15 protein-coding genes and 2 pseudogenes are annotated in these 19,499 nt (G+C 69.0%); 11 read left to right on the plus strand and 6 right to left on the minus strand.

The features are described from left to right. Positions 1–82: 82 nt before the first annotated feature. The 3 genes from ribA (at position 83) to N4G47_RS17220 (ending at position 3,303) form a co-directional block, all read left to right on the plus strand. Positions 83–1,192, plus strand: a complete 1,110-nt coding sequence (gene ribA, locus N4G47_RS17210) for a GTP cyclohydrolase II RibA (protein ID WP_475289028.1) — start codon at positions 83–85, stop codon at positions 1,190–1,192. Between the two features lie 75 nt (positions 1,193–1,267). Further along, entirely contained in the window at positions 1,268–1,768 is a 501-nt protein-coding gene (locus N4G47_RS17215; protein WP_475289030.1) for a PH domain-containing protein, read from the plus strand. Beyond that, positions 1,765–3,303 carry a PH domain-containing protein gene (locus N4G47_RS17220; protein WP_475289032.1) on the plus strand — a complete coding sequence of 513 codons (1,539 nt, stop codon included), beginning with the start codon at positions 1,765–1,767 and terminating at the stop codon, positions 3,301–3,303. Before N4G47_RS17215 ends, N4G47_RS17220 begins: the two co-directional genes overlap by 4 nt. A gap of 40 nt (positions 3,304–3,343) precedes the next feature. On the opposite strand, the gene N4G47_RS17225 is transcribed toward N4G47_RS17220, so the two are convergent. Continuing rightward, a complete protein-coding gene (locus N4G47_RS17225; RefSeq protein ID WP_475289969.1) occupies positions 3,344–4,402 on the minus strand; it encodes a CDP-glycerol glycerophosphotransferase family protein in 1,059 nt (352 codons plus the stop codon). Here N4G47_RS17225 and N4G47_RS17230 point away from each other — a divergent pair. Then, complete coding sequence (locus N4G47_RS17230) at positions 4,401–5,207, plus strand: glycosyltransferase family 2 protein (RefSeq protein WP_475289034.1); 807 nt, start codon at positions 4,401–4,403, stop codon at positions 5,205–5,207. The two genes, N4G47_RS17225 and N4G47_RS17230, sit on opposite strands and share 2 nt — an antisense overlap. Before the next feature lie 21 nt (positions 5,208–5,228). Here N4G47_RS17230 and N4G47_RS17235 read toward each other — a convergent pair. The 5 genes and pseudogenes from N4G47_RS17235 to def all read right to left on the minus strand — a co-directional run bounded on the left by N4G47_RS17235 (position 5,229) and on the right by def (position 11,254). Beyond that, positions 5,229–6,470, minus strand: a pseudogene (locus N4G47_RS17235) (O-antigen ligase family protein). Between the two features lie 162 nt (positions 6,471–6,632). Continuing rightward, positions 6,633–8,341 (minus strand): annotated as a pseudogene (locus N4G47_RS17240) (ArnT family glycosyltransferase). A 23-nt stretch (positions 8,342–8,364) separates the two neighbouring features. Beyond that, complete coding sequence (gene rsmB / locus N4G47_RS17245) at positions 8,365–9,696, minus strand: 16S rRNA (cytosine(967)-C(5))-methyltransferase RsmB (RefSeq protein ID WP_475289035.1); 1,332 nt, start codon at positions 9,694–9,696, stop codon at positions 8,365–8,367. Between the two features lie 3 nt (positions 9,697–9,699). Further along, a complete protein-coding gene (fmt, locus tag N4G47_RS17250) occupies positions 9,700–10,623 on the minus strand; it encodes a methionyl-tRNA formyltransferase (RefSeq protein WP_107231890.1) in 924 nt (307 codons plus the stop codon). 118 nt (positions 10,624–10,741) lie between these two features. Beyond that, entirely contained in the window at positions 10,742–11,254 is a 513-nt protein-coding gene (gene def, locus N4G47_RS17255) for a peptide deformylase (protein ID WP_107231889.1), read from the minus strand. Between the two features lie 127 nt (positions 11,255–11,381). Between def and N4G47_RS17260 the strand changes: the two genes are divergently transcribed. The 7 genes from N4G47_RS17260 to tsaC all read left to right on the plus strand — a co-directional run bounded on the left by N4G47_RS17260 (position 11,382) and on the right by tsaC (position 19,459). Then, on the plus strand, positions 11,382–12,515 hold the full coding sequence (locus tag N4G47_RS17260) for a LysM peptidoglycan-binding domain-containing protein (RefSeq protein WP_475289040.1): 1,134 nt from the start codon (positions 11,382–11,384) through the stop codon (positions 12,513–12,515). Positions 12,516–12,682: 167 nt separating this feature from the next. After that, positions 12,683–13,810, plus strand: a complete 1,128-nt coding sequence (gene dprA / locus N4G47_RS17265) for a DNA-processing protein DprA (protein WP_475289042.1) — start codon at positions 12,683–12,685, stop codon at positions 13,808–13,810. Between the two features lie 43 nt (positions 13,811–13,853). Then, positions 13,854–14,327: a DUF494 family protein gene (locus N4G47_RS17270; protein ID WP_057497164.1), complete on the plus strand. Its 474-nt coding sequence runs from the start codon at positions 13,854–13,856 to the stop codon at positions 14,325–14,327. Between the two features lie 39 nt (positions 14,328–14,366). Next, a complete protein-coding gene (locus N4G47_RS17275; protein ID WP_475289044.1) occupies positions 14,367–15,116 on the plus strand; it encodes a pilin in 750 nt (249 codons plus the stop codon). 49 nt (positions 15,117–15,165) lie between these two features. Continuing rightward, positions 15,166–16,098 carry an RDD family protein gene (locus N4G47_RS17280; RefSeq protein ID WP_475289046.1) on the plus strand — a complete coding sequence of 311 codons (933 nt, stop codon included), beginning with the start codon at positions 15,166–15,168 and terminating at the stop codon, positions 16,096–16,098. A 193-nt stretch (positions 16,099–16,291) separates the two neighbouring features. Beyond that, the gene (locus tag N4G47_RS17285) at positions 16,292–18,769 is read left to right on the plus strand and encodes a DNA topoisomerase I (RefSeq protein WP_475289048.1); all 2,478 of its coding nucleotides are present in this window, start codon (positions 16,292–16,294) and stop codon (positions 18,767–18,769) included. Between the two features lie 129 nt (positions 18,770–18,898). Further along, positions 18,899–19,459 carry an L-threonylcarbamoyladenylate synthase type 1 TsaC gene (tsaC, locus tag N4G47_RS17290; protein WP_249842738.1) on the plus strand — a complete coding sequence of 187 codons (561 nt, stop codon included), beginning with the start codon at positions 18,899–18,901 and terminating at the stop codon, positions 19,457–19,459. The last annotated feature ends 40 nt before the right edge of the window (positions 19,460–19,499 follow it).

The raw sequence follows: 19,499 nt of genomic DNA on the forward strand, positions 1-19,499 counted from the left end.
TCTGCGACCGGCGGCCGCACCGTGTTGAATACGACGCTGGCGCCCCCATAGAGACTGCGATGTCCGCCTCCCCGGTCCTGCCATGCCTGCTTCTTCCCTGTTCGGCGACCCCGCCGCGATCCGCTGCGAACGCGCGGTGGCCGAACTGCGCGCCGGCCGCCCGGTGCTGCTCCACGATGGCCAGGGCCAACGCCTGGCGGTCATCGCACTGGACAGTGCCACCGCCAGCAGCTTCGCCACCTTTGCCAACGCAGCGCGCGAGCGCCACTACCTGTTCCTGACCGCCACCCGCGCCCGCGTGCTCGGCGTGGAGGCGGCGCAGGGTGCGCGCCTGCCGCTGGCCGGCATCGCCTTCGATGCGCTGCCCTCGCTGGGTTATCTGCGCGAGCCGGGCCCGATGCCGGCCGACTGGAGCGCCGGTGATGCCTTCGATGCCGGTGCGGTGGAACTGGCGCGTCTGGGCCTGCTGCTGCCGGCGATGGTGGCGGTACGCCTGGAATCCGGCGACAGCACCTTCGAGGGTGCCGCCGAAGTGGCCCTGTGCGACCTGGCCGAGGGTGCGGCACACGCGGCCCACGACTACGAACTGGTGGCGCGTTCGCCGGTGCCGCTGCGTGATGTCGGCATGACCACCTTCGCGGTGTTCCGCGGCGGCGTGGCGCAGCGCGACCAGGTGGCGATCATCGTCGGCGAACCGGACCTGTCGGCGGTGGTGCCGGTGCGCGTGCACTCCTCGTGCCTGACCGGCGACCTGTTCGGTTCACTCAAGTGCGACTGCGGCGACCAGCTGCGGCGTGGCCTGCGCAAGCTGAAGGAGCTGGGCGGCGGTGTGCTGCTGTACCTGGACCAGGAAGGCCGTGGCACCGGCATTGCCGCCAAGATGCGCGCCTATGGCTACCAGCACGACGGCCTGGACACCATCGACGCCGATGCGCAGCTGGGCTTCGGTGCCGACGAGCGCCGCTATGGCAGCGCGGTGGCGATGCTGCGCGGCCTGGGCGTCACCCGCGTGGCCCTGCTCAGCAACAACCCGACCAAGGCGCAGCGCCTGCGCAATGCCGGCATCGAGGTGCTGGACTGCATTCCGGTCACCGGCGAGATCACCACCGAGAACGAGCACTATCTGCGTACCAAGGCCGAGCGTGCCGGCCACCTGCTGGATGTGGATGCGCTGATCCAGGCTGCGCAGTAACGCAGCCGACCTGCTACCGTCTGCGCGGTGCGGCCACGGCCGCCATCGCCCGCCCTGCCGCCTGACGGAGCCTGCGTGACCGACCTCGTTCCTGCCACCCCGCCCACCGCCGCCTGGCAGTCGCTGCCACCACGCGCGGCGCGCCTGGCCGCATTTGAAGGCGCCTTCGGTGGCCTGTTCGTGCCGGGCCTGCCACTGGCGGCGGCCTGGTGGTTCTTCGATCTTCCCGGCGGCCTGTGGGCTGCACCGGCGGGACTGCTGGCGGGGCTGCTGTTCGGCGCCTGGCTGGGCCATCGACGCCTCACCCGCACCCGCTGGCGGCTGGATGCACAGGGCCTGGGCCTGCGCCGCGACCTGATGTGGCAGCTGGAAACGCGCATTCCCGTTTCGCGCGTGCAGCACCTGGACCTGCGTCGTGGCCCGCTGGAACGCCGCGCCGGCCTGGCCACGCTGATCGTGCACACCGCCGGCACGCGCATGAGCGCGGTCACCGTCAGCGGCCTGGACGAAGCCGACGCCGAGCGCCTGCGTGACACCCTGGCGCACCAGCTGGACCAGGACGCCGACGCCCTGTGAGCCTGCCGCCGCCCCTGCCCGCATCGCTGCCCACCGGTGGCGAGGACCATCGCCTGCACCCCTGGTCGTGGCTGTTCGTGCTGTTGATGCAGCTGCGCCACTACTTCCTGCCGCTGGTCGCGCTGCTGGTGTTCGGCCAGCGCGGTGACCGCGATCCGATGTGGGCACAGCTGGTTCCACTCTCCGCCATCGCCGTGCTGGTGCTGGTGTCGGTGCTGCAGTACCTGAGCTATCGCTACCGCATCGGCAGCGATGCGATCACCGTGCGCAGCGGATTGCTTGCGCGCAATCGTCGCGAGATTCCGTTCGCCCGCATCCACAACGTGGAGGTACGGCAGAACCCGCTGCATCGCCTGTTCGGCGTGGCCGAGCTGCGCCTGGAGTCGGCCGGCGGCACTCGCCCGGAAGCGGAAATGCGGGTCCTGAAGCTGGACCAGGCGCTGGCGCTGGAGCGCCTGGTGCGCCAGCGCGGGCACGCGCCACAGGCCGCCGATAGCCACGCCACCACCGACACCGCCGATGCAGGCGACGGGCAGGTACTGCTGCGCCTGTCGAGCTGGGACGTGGTGCGCATGGGGCTGCTCTCCAACCGCGGCTGGGCGCTGGTGGTGGCCGCCATCGGCGTGCTGTTCCAGATCGTGCCGCGTTCGCTGATGGACGATGCCCTGCAGCGCGGCGGTCGCGAGGCCTTCGGCTATGCCAGCCATCTGCACCCCGGCGTGGCCGTAGCCTTCGCGCTGCTGGCCGGTGCGCTGCTGCTGGGCTGGCTGGTGCTGCGCGCGCTTTCGGTGGTGCTGACCCTGTTGCGCTATCACGGCTTCATCCTCGCCGAGCAGGCCGGTCGCCTGACCGTGTCGGCCGGCCTGCTCAGCCGCACCCGCAGCAGCGTGGCGCGTCGCCGCATCCAGGCCTGGACGCTGCGTGAGGGCACCCTGCATCGATGGTTCGGGCTGCGTCAGCTGCGTATCGACAGCGCCGCCGGTGGCCCGTCGCGCGAGGAAGATCGTGCCCTGCGCGAGCTGGCGCCACTGGCTCCGGCGCCGCGTTGCGAGCAGTTGGTGCAGCAGCTGCTGCCGCACCTGCACTGGCCGCCCGCGCACTGGCAGGCGGTGCCGCAGCGCGGCCGGTGGCGGCTGTGCGTGGGCGCGCTGGTGCTGGTTCCAGCGCTGGCGGCGGCCGGCTACTGGCGCTGGGGTGGATGGGGCCTGATCGTGCTGGCCTGGCTGCCGGTGGCGTTGTGGGTGGCGCGCCAGCAGATGGCGCGCATCGGCTGGTACCTGGATGCGCACTACGTGGCGGTGCGTGGCGGCTGGTGGAACCGCTGGTGGCGCTGGGCCGAGCTGGACAAGGTGCAGGGCCTGCGCCTGCAGCGCTCGCCGCTGGACAGGCTGCTGGGCACCAGCAGCCTGCAGCTGGACACTGCCGGTGCACACGGTGATGTGGCATTGACCCTGTCCTACCTGCCGCAGGCACAGGCGCAGCAGGTGATGGATCAACTGGCCAGCGCGCTGGCAAGGCGCAAGCTGCGCTGGTAAACAGTACCGGTAGTGCCGGCCGCTGGCCGGCAATCCCCGATCAGCGCTGCGACGGCCCCCAGTAGCCCAGATCCCTGCGGATCTGCAGGTCACGCATCCAGCTGCCGAACGGCTTGCGGCGCAACGCGCCCATTTCACCGGACAGGAAGTCTTCGGTGGCCGCGATCACCCGCTCGCTGGACAGGCCGTCACGGTAGGGATGGATGGCATCGGCATAACGCACGATCTCCGCCTTCAACGCCGCGTCCGGGTGCAGCGCGCGCTGCAGCATCGCCGCCAGCTGCGCGGGGTCGTCGAAGTCGATCATGTGCCGCTTCGGCACGCGGTTGCGGAAGGTCACCACCGGCTTGTGCTGGACGATGAACTCCGAAACGATCGACGAGGTATCCGACACCAGCACGTCGGCCGCACGCTGCGCGGCCATCACCTGCTCCGGCTCGATGAAGCGCGCATTGGCACCGGCGAGCGCGCGGTACTGCTCGAACAGCTGCGGCGGGCACTTCGGGTGCAGGGTCAGCAGCCAGTAGCGGTCACCGGCAGCGATGTCGGCGGCAATCTGTGCGTGCAGGTGCGGGGCCGCACTGAGCCGTTCGGTGAAGGTCGAGCCGAACAGGATCACCGGGCGATCGCCCGCTGGCGCGCGCAGCGCGGCACTCTCGCCGCCATCATCGCGAAACAGGGGATCCAGTTTCGGCCAGCCGGTCTCGGCTACCGCGAAGTGGCCCTGCTGATCGGCGATCTGGCGGAACGGCGCGGTGGTGGCCGGGCCCTGCGTGCAGTACAGGTCGAACATGCCGCGCACCCGGAAGTGGCCACGCGCACTGTCACGCTTCTCCACGTTGAAGCCATGGAACAGCTGCACCTTGGCCCCGGACAGGAACGTCGGCACCCAGTTGGCGGCACTGAACACCGCGCGCGGACGCATCGCCAGGGCCTGCTTCAGGCCGATGTCGGGCACGCCGGGCAGGCTGCTGCCGGCCGCGCCGCCTTCGAACCAGGCCGCCACCTCCTGCCCGGAGGCGTGCAAGGCCTGCGCCAACGGGGCGAGAATAGGCAGCGCATAGCGCTCCGTCGCAAACAACAGGTAACCGGCCATCATGTCCTCCACGACCGCTCCCATCGAACGGCCTCGCATCTCGGCGTGCATTATCACGTTCAACGAGGCCGGCCGCATCGGCGACTGCCTGGCCTCGCTGGCCTTCTGCGATGAGATCGTGGTGGTGGATTCGCAGTCCACCGACGCCACCGTGGCCATCGCCGAAGCGGCCGGTGCCCGCGTGCTGCAACGGCCGTTCGACGGCTTCCGCAGCCAGAAGGCGTTCTGCGTCGAGCAGGCCAGCCACGACTGGGTGCTGTGCCTGGACGCCGATGAGCGCATCAGCCAGGACCTGCGCACGGCCATCGAACAGGCCCGCGACGGCGGCTTCGCAGGCCATGCCGGCTACCGCTTCGCGCGCCTCTCCGAGTACTTCGGCAAGTTCCTGCGCCACGGCAACGCCTACCCGGACCGGGTGCTGCGCCTGTTCGACCGCCGCCAGGGCGGCTGGCGAGGCAAGCGCGAGATCCACGAAGCGGCCAGCGTCGACGGCAGCGTCAGCACCCTGCGCGGCGATCTGCTGCACTACCCCTACCGCTCGTTGCAGCAGCAGCTGGCCAAGACCGAGAAGTACGCGCGGATGATGGCCGAGCACGAGTTCGCACGCGGCAAGCGCGCCACCCTGGGCAAACTGGTGCTGGCGCCGGCCTGGCGGTTCTGGCGTGGCTTCCTGTTCCGTGGCGGCTTCCGCGACGGCTGGCATGGCCTGGTCTATGCCTATGTACGCGCCAACTACGTACGGCAGAAGACCATCATGCTGTGGATGCTGGGCAACGGCCAGGCCGTGGCCGATACGCCAGGCGCCTGATCGTCGGCTATCGCGCGGCGGTCAACCGCCGAGGCGTGCCCGATGCCGCGCACCTTCGACGATCGACAGACCGGTCAGCAGGCCGACCAGGGTGACGTAGAAACTGGCCGTCATCTGGTGCGCGAACATCGACTGGGTCAAGCCGCACAGGGCGTAGGTGATCACCAGCATCACGCCGGCGGCGGCCGGACCACGGAACGTCGCCCGGCCACTGCGCCGATGCAGGCGCACGAACAACCAGAGCGGAATACCGTAGACCGCCAGCAGCAGCGCCAGGCCCGGCCCCCTGGGTGGCCGCCCATTCGGCGATATCGTTGTGCGCATGCCCCAGGTGGCAACGCGCCTCGGCCGGATTGTCACGGCAGACCGGTACCCGCTGCATGGCGTTGTCGAAATGCCCGATGCCAACCCCGACCAGCGGGTGGTCAAGAAAGGTCTCCCAGGCCACCTGCAGGCGCTCCACGCGCGCGCCGGCCGACGAATCGCTGTCGCCCTGCTCCATGCGCTGCACATCGCTGTGCAGTTCGCTCAGGCGTACCTGGTGGCGCAGTTCCGGCACCGACAGCAGCAGTGTCGCGCCGATGGCCAGCATGCCCGCCAGCACCGACAGCCGCGCCGCACCGGTCCGCCAGCGCAGGCTCAGCGCCAACACCACCAGCAGCGCCAGCAACGCCGCAAAGACCCGCGGCTGCCGGTCAGGACGATGGTGCCGCAGCCGGCCGCCATGCCCACGATCACCAGCGACCAGCGCCGCGAAGGTCGACAGAACACCAGCAGCACCATCAGCACCATCACGATGTCGGCCAGCACGATGGCATTGGTGAACAGTTCGGCGCGCGGTGCACCACCGAGTACCTGCCACAGCGACATGGCGAAGGTGGCCAGCAGACCGGTCAGCGCGCCGTACCAGAGCCAGCGCAGGTCAGGTCGCAGCGCGCAGACCCACAGGGCGATCCACGGAATCACCACGAAGCGAGAGCGATTGTCGACGTCACGCAGGCCCTGTTCGAACAGCAGGACCGACACCAGCCCCAATACCAGCACGGCCAGCATCAGCCAGGTCAGCACCTTGACCGGCTGCCCGGCCATGCCACGCGCGCGCCACAGCAGCTCCGGCGCCAGCAAGGTGCTGAGCAGCAACAGCAGGCCATACGGCAGCAGGTTGATCGGCACGGTCAGGACCAGCGCCGGCAGGCAGAACAGGCCCAGTTGGGCCAGCCCGTGCGCAGCGCCCTGGCGCCCACCGACGGGAATGCCCAGCAGATCGCCGCCCTTGGAATTCAGGTTGTCCGGTGAAGCTGGCACGTCGGAGATATCGCTGCAATCTGCGGAATGAACGGAAGCGGCCACCGAGGCCGTTTCCGCCTGCTGTTTTACTGCCTTTGGCCGCGCTTGGGCAGACTGGACAAGTCGAAATGGTAGGCGCTAGTCATGTTCCTGCAAGCGCCGTTCACGTTCCCGTTCGGCCGGAGTGGCCACGCACGGCAGGCTGACCGCTGCCGCAGGCACCAGCCACCAGCGGCGGCGGTTGGCCACGCCGGCCAGTTCCGCGCGGCTGCGGTCGACGCAGGACAGCAGGGCGTGCTCGTTGACCAGCAACCAGCGACGTTCGGGCACCAGTCGCTGCCAGCGGGTCGCGGCCGCCAGCTGCGCGTACCAGGGGGTCTGGAAGCCGAACGTGGCCGCTGGGCGGTCGGCCAGCAGCAGGTTCTGTTCCTTCCACGCCACCAGCCCCAGTTCGGCGTCCGGGCCGATGCGGGCTCCCACCGTTCGCATCAGCCCATGGGCGGAACTGGAATCGTTCAGCAGCGGGTAGCCGATCAGGCTGTACACCGTCCACATCCCGGCCAGGGTCGAGACCAGCGCGAGGTGACGCCGGCGGCCACTGGCCAGCAGGCTCAGGCCCCCCACAGACCCATGGCCAGAATCGCCCACGCCAGCGCGTCGACCACTCCCGGCGCCAGCCCGCGGCTGTGCGTCAGACGCAGCTCGTAGCCCGGGTCCCCCAGCAGGGCCAGGGCTCCGGCCACCGTCAGGCCCAACGCCAACAGTGCGGTGAACGCGCCCACCACGGCCTGCACGTCACGCCGCTTCAGCAGGCCCGGCAACAACGGCGCCAACGCCAGGCAGAACATCGGCAGCGCCGGCAGGATGTAGACATCGCGCTTGCCGTCGGGCAGGGAGAAGAACAGCACCACCAGCAGCCACCAGGCCAGCGGCAGCAGGTAGCGCGGGTCACGGCGGCGCAGGCGCCGGCGCCACGCCGGGAGCGCCCAGGGCAAGGCCAGGATCGGCGGAATCCACAGCAGCGGCATCGTCGCCAGAAAATACCAGCCGGGCTGGTGGTGGTCCCAGGAATGGGTGTAGCGCCGCGCCGTCTGCTGGAACAGGATGTCGTCGATGTAGGCCCGGTATACGTCCGAGCCGGTAGCCAACGCCGCCAGCAACATCGGCGCCAGCCACAGCGCCACGGCCAGCACGAAGGCCAGCGGTGCCAGCCAGAATCGCCAGTCGCGTGCGTGCAGCTGCAGCCGCGGCCAGTGCAGCGCCGCGGCCAGCGCCGCCGGCACCAGCATCAGCAGCGCCAGCAGGCCCACGCCCTTGGTGATCACCCCGATACCGGCGAAGAACCAGCCCAGCCACCACCAGCGCCAGGCCGGGCCCAGCAGCAGATGGCGCAGCAGGCCGTAGTTGGCCAGCGTGATGAACAGCAGCAGCAGCGCGTCGATCTGCGCCTTCTTCGCCTGGAAGGTGAACTGCAGCGCGAACAGCAGGGCCCAGCCCGCATACAGCCCCACCCGCCGCGTCCACAGCCGGCGGCCCAGATCCACCACGCACCACAGGGTGCCCAGCGCGGCCAGCAGCGACGGCAGCAGGAAGGCCACGCGCCAGTGCCCGATCAGGCTGTACAGCGTGGCCTGCCACCACATCAGCATCGGCGGCTTGTCCGAGTACAGCTCGGTGCCACGATGCGGGAACAGCCAGTGCCCGCTGTCGATCATCTGCTTGGCCACCAGCGCGAAGCGCGGCTCGTCCGACGGCCACGGGTCGCGAAGGCCAAGCCCGGCCCCCAGCACCAGCAGGGCCATCACCGCCAACAACCAGGTCTCGCGCGACGCGCGGGTTTTCAGCATGGGACTCGCAACGGCAGCGGGGGTCAGGCCGTTTTTAGCAGACGTGCGTAGAAGAATCCGTCAGCATCGTTGTCACCGGGCAGTCGTTGGCGTGCGATACCTTCGCAGTCCAGGCCGAATGCGTCGCCCAGTGGTTGCGCCTGCGCATCCGGATGCCACTTCAGGAACGCCTTGATCTGATCGACGTTCTCGGCGCGCAGGATCGAACAGGTGGCGTACAGCAGCACCCCGCCCGGGCGCAGCATCGACCAGCAGGCTTCCAGCAGACGTGCCTGCACACCGACCAGGGCCTCGACGTCCTCGGCACGGCGGTGGAACATGACGTCCGGTTGACGGCGGATCACGCCGGTGGCCGAACACGGCGCGTCCAGCAGGATGGCGTCGAACAGGGTGCCATCCCACCAGGCACCGGGATCACTTGCGTCCGCCACCCGGGTCTGCGCAGCTTCGCCCACGCCGGTGCGCACATAGGTATCACGGGCGCGCGCCAGGCGACGGGCATCGATATCCAGGGCCAGCAGCTGCAGGGTCGGGTCACGTTCCAGCAGGTGCGCCGACTTGCCACCGGGGGCCGCGCAGGCGTCCAGCACGCGGGCGCCGGGCGCCGGTGCCAGCGCGTCGGCAGCACATTGCGCCGACAGGTCCTGCACCGACAGCGCGCCGTCGGCGAAGCCCGGCAGCTGGTTCACCGCGATGGGCGCCGCCAGGCGCAGCGCATCGGCGCTGAGCGGGCTGGGCTCGGCGGCGATACCGGCCTCGGCCAGCGCCGCCAGGGCCTTGTCGCGGCCACCGTGCTGGCGGTTGGCACGCAGCCACAGCGGAGCCGGTTGCAGGCTGGCGGCGAAGATCGCCTCGGCCTGGCCCGGCCAATCGCGCTCCAGGGCATCGGCCAGCCAGTCGGGGAACGCGTCACGGGCCGGCTGCTCGGGGAACCCCTCGCGCTGCGCACGGCGCAGGATCGCGTTGACCAGGCCGGCCTGGCGCTCGCGGCCCAGCGCGCGTGCGGCGTCAACGGTCGCCGACAGCGCCGCATGCGCCGGCAGTTCCAGCACGTCCAGCTGGGCGAACCCGACCATCAGCAGCGTGCGCAGGTCGGCATCGCGTGCCGACAGCGGCTTCTGCATCCACGACTGCAACGCCGCGTCATAGGTGCTACGCCGGCGCAGCACGGCAAAACACAGCGCTTCCAGCAGCGCACGGTCACGGCTGTCGGCCAGCTTCGGCAGCGCCCAGGCCAGTTCGGCCTTCAGCGAACGGCCGCGGGTGAACACCTGCGCCAGCACGCGTGCGGCCAGCATGCGGGTGGCTGCGCCCGGCGCCGCCTTGGCGACGGAGAAATCATTCTGCTTCGACACCGCTTATGCCCCCACGCGCAGGTCGCGGCGGGCGTTGAGGTAGTCGGCGGCGGTGATCGCCTTGCCGCCTTCACGCTGCAGCACGCGCAGGCGCAGCGCGCCCTGGCCGCAGGCAATGTCGATGCCCTCGCGGCCGGCGGCCAGCACCGTGCCCGGTGCCTGGCCGTGGGCCAGGTCCAGCGCCACGGCACCATGGATGCGCACGCGCTCGCCGGCCAGCGTGGCCTCGGCGATCGGCCACGGGTTGAACGCGCGCACGGTACGCGCCAGCGCCCCGGCGTCCTGCGCCCAGTCCAGCTTCGCTTCGGCCTTGTCCAGCTTGTGCGCGTAGGTCACGCCCTGCTCCGGCTGCGGCCGCGCGATCGGCTTGATGCCGGCCCGCAGCAGGCCCAGCCCGTCGGACAGCACCTGCGCGCCCAGCTCGGCCAGCCTGTCGTGCAGCTGGCCGCCGGTATCGGTCGCGGCAATCGGCAGTTCCTGGTGCAGCAGCACCGGGCCGGTATCCAGGCCGGCTTCCATCTGCATCAGGCAGACGCCGGTCGTTTCGTCACCGGCCTGGATCGCGCGCTGGATCGGCGCGGCACCGCGCCAGCGCGGCAGCAGCGAAGCGTGCACGTTCCAGCAGCCATGGGTCGGGATGGCCAGCACCGCCTTGGGCAGGATCAGGCCATAGGCCACCACCACCATCAGGTCCGGCTGCAGATCGCGCAGCTGCTGCTGTGCGGCTTGGTCCTTCAGCGACTCGGGCTGGTAGACCGGAATGCCACGGGCCACCGCCTCCAGCTTGACCGGCGACGGCGCCAGGCCACGGCCGCGGCCGGCCGGGCGGTCCGGCTGGGTGTAGACGGCCACGACCTCGTGGTGGCGCGCGGCGGCGCGCAGCGACGACACCGCGAATTCCGGCGTACCGGCAAAGACAATCCTCATGGCTACCCCACTTGCAGGATGGATTCGTGCAGGAAAGAAAACGGCGCCGTCGGCCGGCGCCGTGCAGCCCGCGCCGTGCGCAGGCACGGGCCACCCGGCGGGTGGCCCGGATGGGCGATCACGCCACGTGCTTGCGCTGCTTGGCCAGCTTCTTGCGGACCATTTCGCGCTTGAGCGGCGACAGGTAATCAATGAACAGCTTGCCGTCCAGGTGGTCCATCTCGTGCTGGATGCAGGTGGCCAGCACTTCACCGGCCTCGATCTGCTGCGGCTGGCCGTTGCGGTCCAGGTACTTCACGGTGATGGTGTCGGCACGGGTCACGTCGGCGAAGATGCCCGGCACCGACAGGCAGCCTTCCTGGTACACCCGGCCCCCGTCCTTGGCGATGATTTCCGGGTTGATGAACACATGCGGTTCATTCTTTTCTTCGCTGACGTCGATGACCATGAAGCGCTTGTGCACGTCCACCTGGGTGGCGGCCAGGCCGATGCCGGGGGCGTCGTACATGGTCTGGAACATGTTGTCGACCAGCTCCTGGAAGGCCGGCGTGGTGACTTCGGCGGCGTCGATCAACGCGGCCTTGGTACGCAGGCGCGGATCGGGGAACTCGAGAATGGGGAGAAGGGCCATGGCTGTTTCCGGATATAAGGGCCGGCACGCCGGCATACGTCGCAGATTCTAGCTCCAACGCTTGCCTTGCGCCCCGGTTTCTGGACTATAGTGCGCGAACCTGTTGGGGAATCAGGGCTTCACACCTATGTTGCTTCGTTTTCGTACGGTCGTCGCCGCGGCGATGCTGACCGTGGCTGCCTATGCTACCGCCGTGGAAGTGAATGGCGGGCACCCGGACACCTATGTGGTCCGAAAAGGGGACACGCTGTGGGATATCGCCGCGCGTTTCCTGCAGAAGCCCTGGCTGTGGCCGGAGATCTGGCAGGCCAATCCGCAGATCGCCAACCCGCACCTGATCTATCCCGGTGACGTGCTGAGCCTGGCCTATCTGGACCGGGTGACCGTGGCCGCCCAGCCCGGCCCGCGCCAGGAGGCCCCGATCGATGCCATTCCGCTGGCCCAGGTCGAGCCGTTCCTGAAGCAGCTGAGCGTAGTCGACAGTGTCAAGCAGCTGCCCTACGTGGTCGGCCTGGAAGACAACCGGCTGCGCGTCTCCGGCGGCGATACCGTCTATGTCCGCCTGTCCGATGCCCAGGTCGGCCAGCGCTGGGCCGTGGTCCGCCCGACCGTGCGCTACGCCCAGCCCAAGCCGACCGAGGACCTGACCGCCAATGGCGATGTCACCCCCGGCAGCGGCAACCTGTGGAAGGCCTACAACGCCCCCAACGCCCGCCGCGGCGTGCTGGGCTACGAGCTGGCCCAGGTCGCTACCGGCACCATCACCCAGATCGCCGGCGGCAAGGTCGAAGCGTCCACCCTGGTCCTGGACAAGAACGTCGGCGGCCGTGAAGTGCGTTCCGGCGACCGCCTGGTGCCGGTCGAGGCCCGCCCGTACGACCTGCAGTTCGTGCCGCACGTACCGGCAGCCGGGGTCGAAGGCGTGGATGTGCGCGTGCTGGCAGTGACCGACATGTTCACCGCCGGCGGCCCGCGCGATGTGATCGCGATCTCGGCAGGCCGTGCGCAGGGCGTGGACAACGGAACGGTGTTCTCGCTGTGGCGTCCGGGCCGTCATGTCGCGCACCGCATGAAGTACCCGACCTCCTCGCGCATGGACGACGCACTGAGCACCGGCGCCGGCCGCGTCTCGCTGCCGGACGAATATGCCGCGCACGCGATGGTGTTCCGCACCTTCGACAACGTCAGCTACGCGCTGGTGATGCAGGGCGTGAAGCCGGTGCGCGTGGGCTACAACGCGCTGCACCCGGACGCGAAGTAGCGTCGAGCTTGCTCGACTGGCCATGAATGTAGAGTCGAGCTTGCTCGACTGACTGGAGCGGGAGTCGAGCAAGCTCGACTCTACAGGGGCGGTCTCCGGCAAACCCTGACGGTCACATGCGAAGGCGCCCTAGGGCGCCTTCGTTGCATCCGGCCGATAGTGGGGCAATGACCAGACCGATGGATGAGGCGCTGCTGCGCCTGGTGATGGCGGGCGGCGCATTGGCGCCACGGCGGGCACTGCTGCAAGGGGCCGAGGACGCCACGACGGCCATCGCACGGGGCGTCGCCGGATGGCGTGAACACGGCTGCACGCCGGAGCAGTGCGCGGCACTGGAGCGCCCCGACCCGAAAGCGTGGGCAAGCACGCTGCGCTGGCTGCAGGGCGACCACCATCATCTGCTGGCCTGCACCGACCCTGCCTTCCCACCGTCGCTGCTGGAGGTGCCCAACCCACCGCTGGCCCTGTTCATGGCCGGCGACCCCAGCCTGGCCTGGCGCCCGTCGGTGGCCCTGGTCGGCAGCCGCTCGCCAACGCCGGGCGGCCGCGCGCTGGCGGCCCGCTTTGCCGGGTGCTTCGTCGAGGCCGGCCTGGCCGTGACCAGTGGATTGGCGGCCGGCATCGATGCCGAGGCCCACCAGGCCACACTGGACGCTGGTGGCTGCACCGTGGCGGTGATCGGCACCGGCCCGGACCGGGCCTATCCGGACAGCCATGCCCGGCTGCAGGCACGGATCGCCGCCGACGGCGTGGTGCTCAGCGAGTACCTGCCCGGCACGTCCGCGCGCCCCGGCCATTTCCCGGCGCGCAACCGGCTGGTGGCCGGGCTGGCACTGGCCACAGTGGTGGTCGAAGCCGCACAGCGCTCGGGCGCGCTGATCACCGCCCGGCTGGCTGCCGAGGCCGGCCGCGAGGTCTGCGCCCTGCCCGGCTCGGTGCTCAACCCACGCGCCGCCGGCTGCCACCGCCTGATCCGCGAGGGTGCAGCGCTGGTCGAGCGCCCCGAGGACGTCCTGGAGCTGCTGGCCCCCGCCCTGCGCCAGCAGCTGCCGGGCTTGCAATCACGGCTGGCCACCCCCACTGAACAGGCACCGTCGGCGCTCCTGCCGGCGCGCTGGGCGAACGACCCTGACTACCAGTGCTTGTGGCGGGCCCTGGACCACAACCCAAGCGGTATGGATTCACTGATCACGCGCTGTGGATTGACGGCGCCACAGGTGTCCTCCATGCTGCTGGCCATGGAACTGGCGGGAATCGTGGTGTGCGTACACGGCCGCTACTGTCGAACTCCCTAGTTTCTTCACCTCCACAGCGTCGCGCGACGCAGGCCGAGGGGCAATGAAAGAGAGCATCCTGGACGTACTGCTGTACCTGTTTGAACACTATTTCAGCGAAGATGCGGACCTGATCCGTGACCGCGATTCGCTCCAGAACGGCCTGATCCAGGCCGGTTTCAGCCCAACTGAGATCAACAAGGCGTTCGACTGGCTCGACGCCCTGGCCGCGCAGCGGCCGAGCATGGCCCAGGCACGGGTCGATGGCCCTGTGCGCGTCTACCACGGCCCCGAGCTGGACAAGCTGGACGTGGAATGCCGCGGTTTCCTGCTGTATCTGGAACAGCACGGCATCCTCGACGCCGACCAGCGCGAGCTGGTGCTGGACCGGGCGATGGCCCTGGACCAGGACGAACTGGACCTGGACGACCTGAAGTGGGTCGTGCTGATGGTGCTGTTCAACCAGCCCGGCTCCGAGGCAGCCTACGCCTGGATGGAAACGCAGATGTTCATGGACGAGCCAGAACCCCTGCACTGACCGTACACTTGGGGGCATAGCGCATTCAGGAGCGTCCCCGTGAGCGAGTGGTTCCATGCAGAAGGCAACCGGCAGCAGGGTCCGCTGCCGGCGGAACAGGTGGTGGAGTTGTTCCGCAACAACCAGATCACCCTGGACACCCTGGTGTGGCGCGACGGCCTGCCGCAATGGCAGCCGTTGCGCAGCGTCGTGGACGAGCTGGGCCTGATCGTGCCGGCACTGGACGCGGCAACGCCGCCGCTGACGCCCGACCCCACACCGGAACCCGCACCGCCGCAGCCACCGGTGCTGCCGCCCTCCACCCCCTATACCGCCACGGCAGCCGCCGGCGTGTTGCCGCCACCGAAGAAGAAGCTCTCCGGCTGCGCCCTCACCGCGATCATCGGTGGTGGGTTGCTGCTGGTGCTGGTGCCGATCATGGCCATTCTGGCGGCGATCGCGTTGCCGGCCTACAACGAGTACACCGTGCGTGCCAAGGTCGCCACCGCGGCCGACGCGCTGCACCCGTTGCAGGACCAGGTGCAGCATTTCGCCGATGAGGAAGGCCGTTGCCCCGGCGCCAACGACGCCGGTTTCCCGGCCCCGGGCGACTTCACCCAGGCGGGCCTGTCGGCTGTGCACATCGGCCGCTTCAACAACGGCCATTGCGGCATCGAAGCCACATTGGCGGCGCCAGGCAAGCAGATCGACGGCGACCTGCTGTGGCTGGAATACGACCGCGACAGCGGCCGCTGGGAATGCAGCGGCGAGAGCGACAACAAGTACCTGCCGCCGTCGTGCCGCGGCTGAGCCGCATGCACGACCGCGCTTCCAAGGACGATCCTACGGGGAACATGCAATGACCGAGTGGTACTACGCTGAAGGGCAGCAACGCCAGGGCCCGCTGCCAGTCCAGGAGATCCGCCAGCGCTTCCAGCGCGGCCAGTTGAATCTGGACACCCTGGTCTGGCGCGAGGGCATGGCGCAATGGGCCGCGCTGCGCCAGGTGGTCGACGAGCTCGGCCTGCAGATGCTGGCCGATGCCAGCACGACCGCCGCCAGTGGCGGCTTCGACCTGCGCGGCGACTATGCCGCGATCGACAACGGCACCGCGCCCCTGCCCGGCACCGGCGCCCTCAGCAGCTCGCCCTACAGCGCCCCTGCGGCCGCCGGCGACAGCAGCCATGGCCAACCGATCGCCGGTGGCGAAGTGGTCTACGCCGGCTTCTGGAAGCGTGTGGCTGCCTACATGATCGACTACTTCGTGCTGGCCATTCCCGGCGGCATCATCGGCGCCATCATCGGTGTCGTGCTGGGCGCCAGCATGGGTGCGTTCGGCGGCGGTGATACCGCCATCGAAATCGTCGCGCAGCTGGCCAGCGCGCTGATCAACCTCGGCATCGGCATGGCGTATTACACCTGGTTCCATGCCTCGCAGGGCGGCGCCACGCTGGGCAAGATGGCGGTCGGCATCAAGGTGGTGCGCAGCAACGGCGAGCGCCTGACCAAGGGCCGCGCCTTTGGTCGCTACTGGGCGGCGATGCTGAGCAGTGTGACCCTGGGCATCGGCTTCCTGATGGCCGCCTTCACCGAGCGCAAGCAGGGCCTGCACGACATGATCTGCGACACCCTGGTGGTGGATCGCTGGGCCTTCACCGACCAGCCGCACCTGCAACGGCGCGAACTGGGCGCGGTCACTATCGCGATCCTGGTGGTGACCGGCCTGCTGACGCTGGCAGGCCTGGCCCTGCTGGTGTTCGCGGTCGGTTTCCTCGCCAAGATGGCCTCCTGAACGGCCATCCTCACGCCTGGCTGCTTGACAGGGGCCGCCCGGGCGTGATTCCTCTAACAAGGTGAAACCTGAACGCCCGGCACAGTACCGGGCGTTCAGTTTATGGATTTGCCCGTGGCCGCTTCACTAATGCGGCCGTTTGCTCCACCCTAGCGGCCCCTTCCCCACGGTTCGCCCCACAGACCCTGCTGCCATGCCCAAGCACCTGCTCATCGTCGAATCGCCGGCCAAGGCCAAGACGATCAACAAATACCTCGGCAAGGATTACACCGTCCTGGCCTCGTATGGGCACGTGCGTGACCTGATTCCGAAGGAAGGCGCGGTCGACCCGGACAACGGGTTCGCCATGCACTACGACGTCATCGACAAGAACGAGAAGCACGTCGATGCGATCGCCAAGGCCGCCAAGGGCGCCGATGACATCCTGCTGGCAACCGACCCGGACCGCGAGGGTGAGGCGATCAGCTGGCACATCGCCGAGATCCTGAAGGAGCGCGGGCTGGTCAAGGACAAGCCGATGCAGCGCGTGGTGTTCACCGAGATCACCCCGCGCGCCATCAAGGAAGCGATCAACCAGCCGCGCGCCATCGCCAGCGACCTGGTCGATGCCCAGCAGGCGCGCCGCGCGCTGGACTACCTGGTCGGTTTCAACCTGTCGCCGGTGCTGTGGCGCAAGGTGCAGCGTGGCCTGTCCGCCGGCCGCGTGCAGAGCCCGGCACTGCGCATGATCGTCGAGCGCGAGGAGGAGATCGAAGCCTTCATCGCCCGCGAATACTGGTCCATCGGCGCCGAGTGCGCGCACCCGTCGCAGCACTTCAATGCCAAGCTGATCAAGCTGGACGGGCAGAAGTTCGAGCAGTTCACCATCACCGACGGCGACACCGCCGAGGCCGCCCGCCTGCGCATCCAGCAGGCCGCGCAGGGCTCGCTGCATGTCACCGATGTGGCCAGCAAGGAGCGCAAGCGCCGCCCGGCGCCGCCGTTCACCACCTCCACCCTGCAGCAGGAAGCCTCGCGCAAGCTCGGCTTCACCACCCGCAAGACCATGCAGGTGGCGCAGAAGCTGTACGAAGGCGTGGCGATCGGTGACGAAGGCACGGTCGGCCTGATCTCGTACATGCGTACCGACTCGGTGAACCTGTCGCAGGATGCGCTGGCCGAGATCCGCGACGTGATCGCCCGCGATTACGGCATCGCCTCGCTGCCGGACCAGCCCAACACCTACCAGACCAAGTCGAAGAACGCCCAGGAAGCGCACGAAGCGGTGCGCCCGACCTCGGCCCTGCGCACCCCGGCCCAGGTTGCCCGCTTCCTGACTGACGACGAGCGCCGCCTGTACGAACTGATCTGGAAGCGTGCGGTGGCCTGCCAGATGATTCCGGCCACGCTCAATACCGTCAGCGTCGATCTGTCCGCCGGCAGCGAGCACGTGTTCCGCGCCAGCGGCACCACCGTGGTGGTGCCCGGCTTCCTGGCCGTGTACGAGGAAGGCAAGGACAGCAAGAGCGCCGAAGACGAGGACGAAGGCCGCAAGCTGCCGGCGATGAAGCCCGGCGACCGCATCCCGCTGGAACGCATCCTGGCCGAACAGCATTTCACCCAGCCGCCGCCGCGCTACACCGAAGCGGCGCTGGTGAAGGCGCTGGAAGAGTACGGCATCGGCCGTCCCTCGACCTACGCCTCGATCATCCAGACCCTGCTGTTCCGCAAGTATGTGGAAATGGAAGGCCGCAGCTTCCGCCCGTCCGACGTCGGCCGTGCGGTGTCCAAGTTCCTGTCCAGCCATTTCACCCAGTACGTGGACTACGACTTCACCGCCAAGCTTGAAGACGAGCTCGACGCCGTCTCGCGTGGCGAAGAAGAGTGGATTCCGCTGATGGCCCGCTTCTGGGAGCCGTTCAAGGAGCTGGTGGAAGACAAGAAGGAATCGGTCGACCGCGCCGAGGCCAGTGGCGCGCGCGAGCTCGGCACCGATCCCAAGACCGGCAAGCCGGTGAGCGTGCGCCTGGGCCGTTTCGGACCGTACGCGGCCATCGGCAGCACCGCCGAGGACGCCGAGGAGAAGCCCAAGTTCGCCTCGCTGCGCCCCGGCCAGTCGATGCACACCATTTCCCTGGAAGACGCGCTGGAACTGTTCCTGATGCCGCGCGCGCTGGGTGAGGACAAGGGCGAACCGGTCAGCGTCGGCATCGGCCGCTTCGGGCCGTTCGCCAAGCGTGGCAGCACCTATGCCTCGCTGAAGAAGGAAGACGACCCGTACACCATCGACCTGGCCCGCGCCGTGTTCCTGGTGGAAGAGAAGGAAGAGATCGCGCGCAACCGGATCATCAAGGAATTCGAAGGCAGCGACATCCAGGTGCTGAACGGCCGCTTCGGCCCGTACATCAGCGACGGCAAGATGAACGGCAAGATCCCCAAGGATCGCGAGCCGGCATCGCTGACCCTGGCCGAGGTGCAGCAGTTGATGGAAGAAACCGGCAAGCCGGTGCGCAAGGGCTTCGGCGCCAAGAAGGCCGCGGCGAAGAAGGCCCCGGCCAAGAAGGCGGCGGTGAAGAAGGAAGCGGCACCGAAGAAGGCCGCCGCCAAGAAAGCGCCGGCCAAGAAGGCGGTGAAGAAGGCCGCCGCGAAGAAGGCACCGGCGAAGAAGGCCGTCAAGAAGGCCGCGAAGTAGATTCACGCCCTGCGTTGATGAGGGGTCAAGGTGTGCGGACCAACGGTCCGCACCCACCGTACGCACCCACCACCCCATCTGCACGCGGCAGGGGGATAATGAAGGCCCACGTCGGGCCTGGTTGCCGTCATGAAAGAACTCACCCTGGACTCCGCTGTCGCCACGCTCCGTGCCGGCGGCGTGATCGCCTACCCGACCGAAGCGGTCTGGGGCCTGGGCTGCGATCCCTCGCACGAAGCGGCGGTGCACATGGTGCTGCGGCTGAAACAGCGCCCCATCGAGAAAGGCATGATCCTGGTCGCCGCCGACCTGCCGCAGCTGGAAGGCTGGGTGCGCCTGCAGGCGCTGCCCGATGCCCGCCAACGTGCCGTGCTGGCCAGCTGGCCCGGTGCCAACACCTGGATCCTGCCGGCCGGTCCGCGGGCGCAGCCCTGGGTCACCGGCGAGCACAGCGGCATCGCCGTGCGCATCAGCGCGCATCCGCTGGTGGCCGCCCTGTGCAATGCCTGGGGCGGCCCGCTGGTGTCGACCAGCGCCAACCTGGCCGGTGAGCCGCCTGCGCGCCGCCGCGAAGAGCTGGATCCACGCCTGCTGCGCCTGCTCGACGGGGTGCTTGATGGCCAGACCGGTGGCCTGGCCCAGCCGACGCCGATCCGCGATGCGCTCAGCGGCAACGTGCTGCGCTCCTGAGCCGACGATTGCACGGTTCCGGACAATCCCGCACCCTGCT

It is taken from the genome of Stenotrophomonas sp. GSD10 (assembly GCF_056172695.1).

Coding starts and splice junctions, on each gene's coding strand:
- ribA (WP_475289028.1), top strand. CDS start 83: ATGCCTGCTTCTTCCCTGTTCGGCGACCCCGCCGCGATCCGCTGCGAA.
- N4G47_RS17230 (WP_475289034.1), top strand. CDS start 4,401: ATGTCCTCCACGACCGCTCCCATCGAACGGCCTCGCATCTCGGCGTGC.
- N4G47_RS17225 (WP_475289969.1), bottom strand. CDS start 4,402: ATGATGGCCGGTTACCTGTTGTTTGCGACGGAGCGCTATGCGCTGCCT.
- fmt (WP_107231890.1), bottom strand. CDS start 10,623: ATGAGGATTGTCTTTGCCGGTACGCCGGAATTCGCGGTGTCGTCGCTG.
- def (WP_107231889.1), bottom strand. CDS start 11,254: ATGGCCCTTCTCCCCATTCTCGAGTTCCCCGATCCGCGCCTGCGTACC.
- N4G47_RS17260 (WP_475289040.1), top strand. CDS start 11,382: ATGTTGCTTCGTTTTCGTACGGTCGTCGCCGCGGCGATGCTGACCGTG.
- dprA (WP_475289042.1), top strand. CDS start 12,683: ATGACCAGACCGATGGATGAGGCGCTGCTGCGCCTGGTGATGGCGGGC.
- N4G47_RS17270 (WP_057497164.1), top strand. CDS start 13,854: ATGAAAGAGAGCATCCTGGACGTACTGCTGTACCTGTTTGAACACTAT.
- N4G47_RS17280 (WP_475289046.1), top strand. CDS start 15,166: ATGACCGAGTGGTACTACGCTGAAGGGCAGCAACGCCAGGGCCCGCTG.
- N4G47_RS17285 (WP_475289048.1), top strand. CDS start 16,292: ATGCCCAAGCACCTGCTCATCGTCGAATCGCCGGCCAAGGCCAAGACG.
- tsaC (WP_249842738.1), top strand. CDS start 18,899: ATGAAAGAACTCACCCTGGACTCCGCTGTCGCCACGCTCCGTGCCGGC.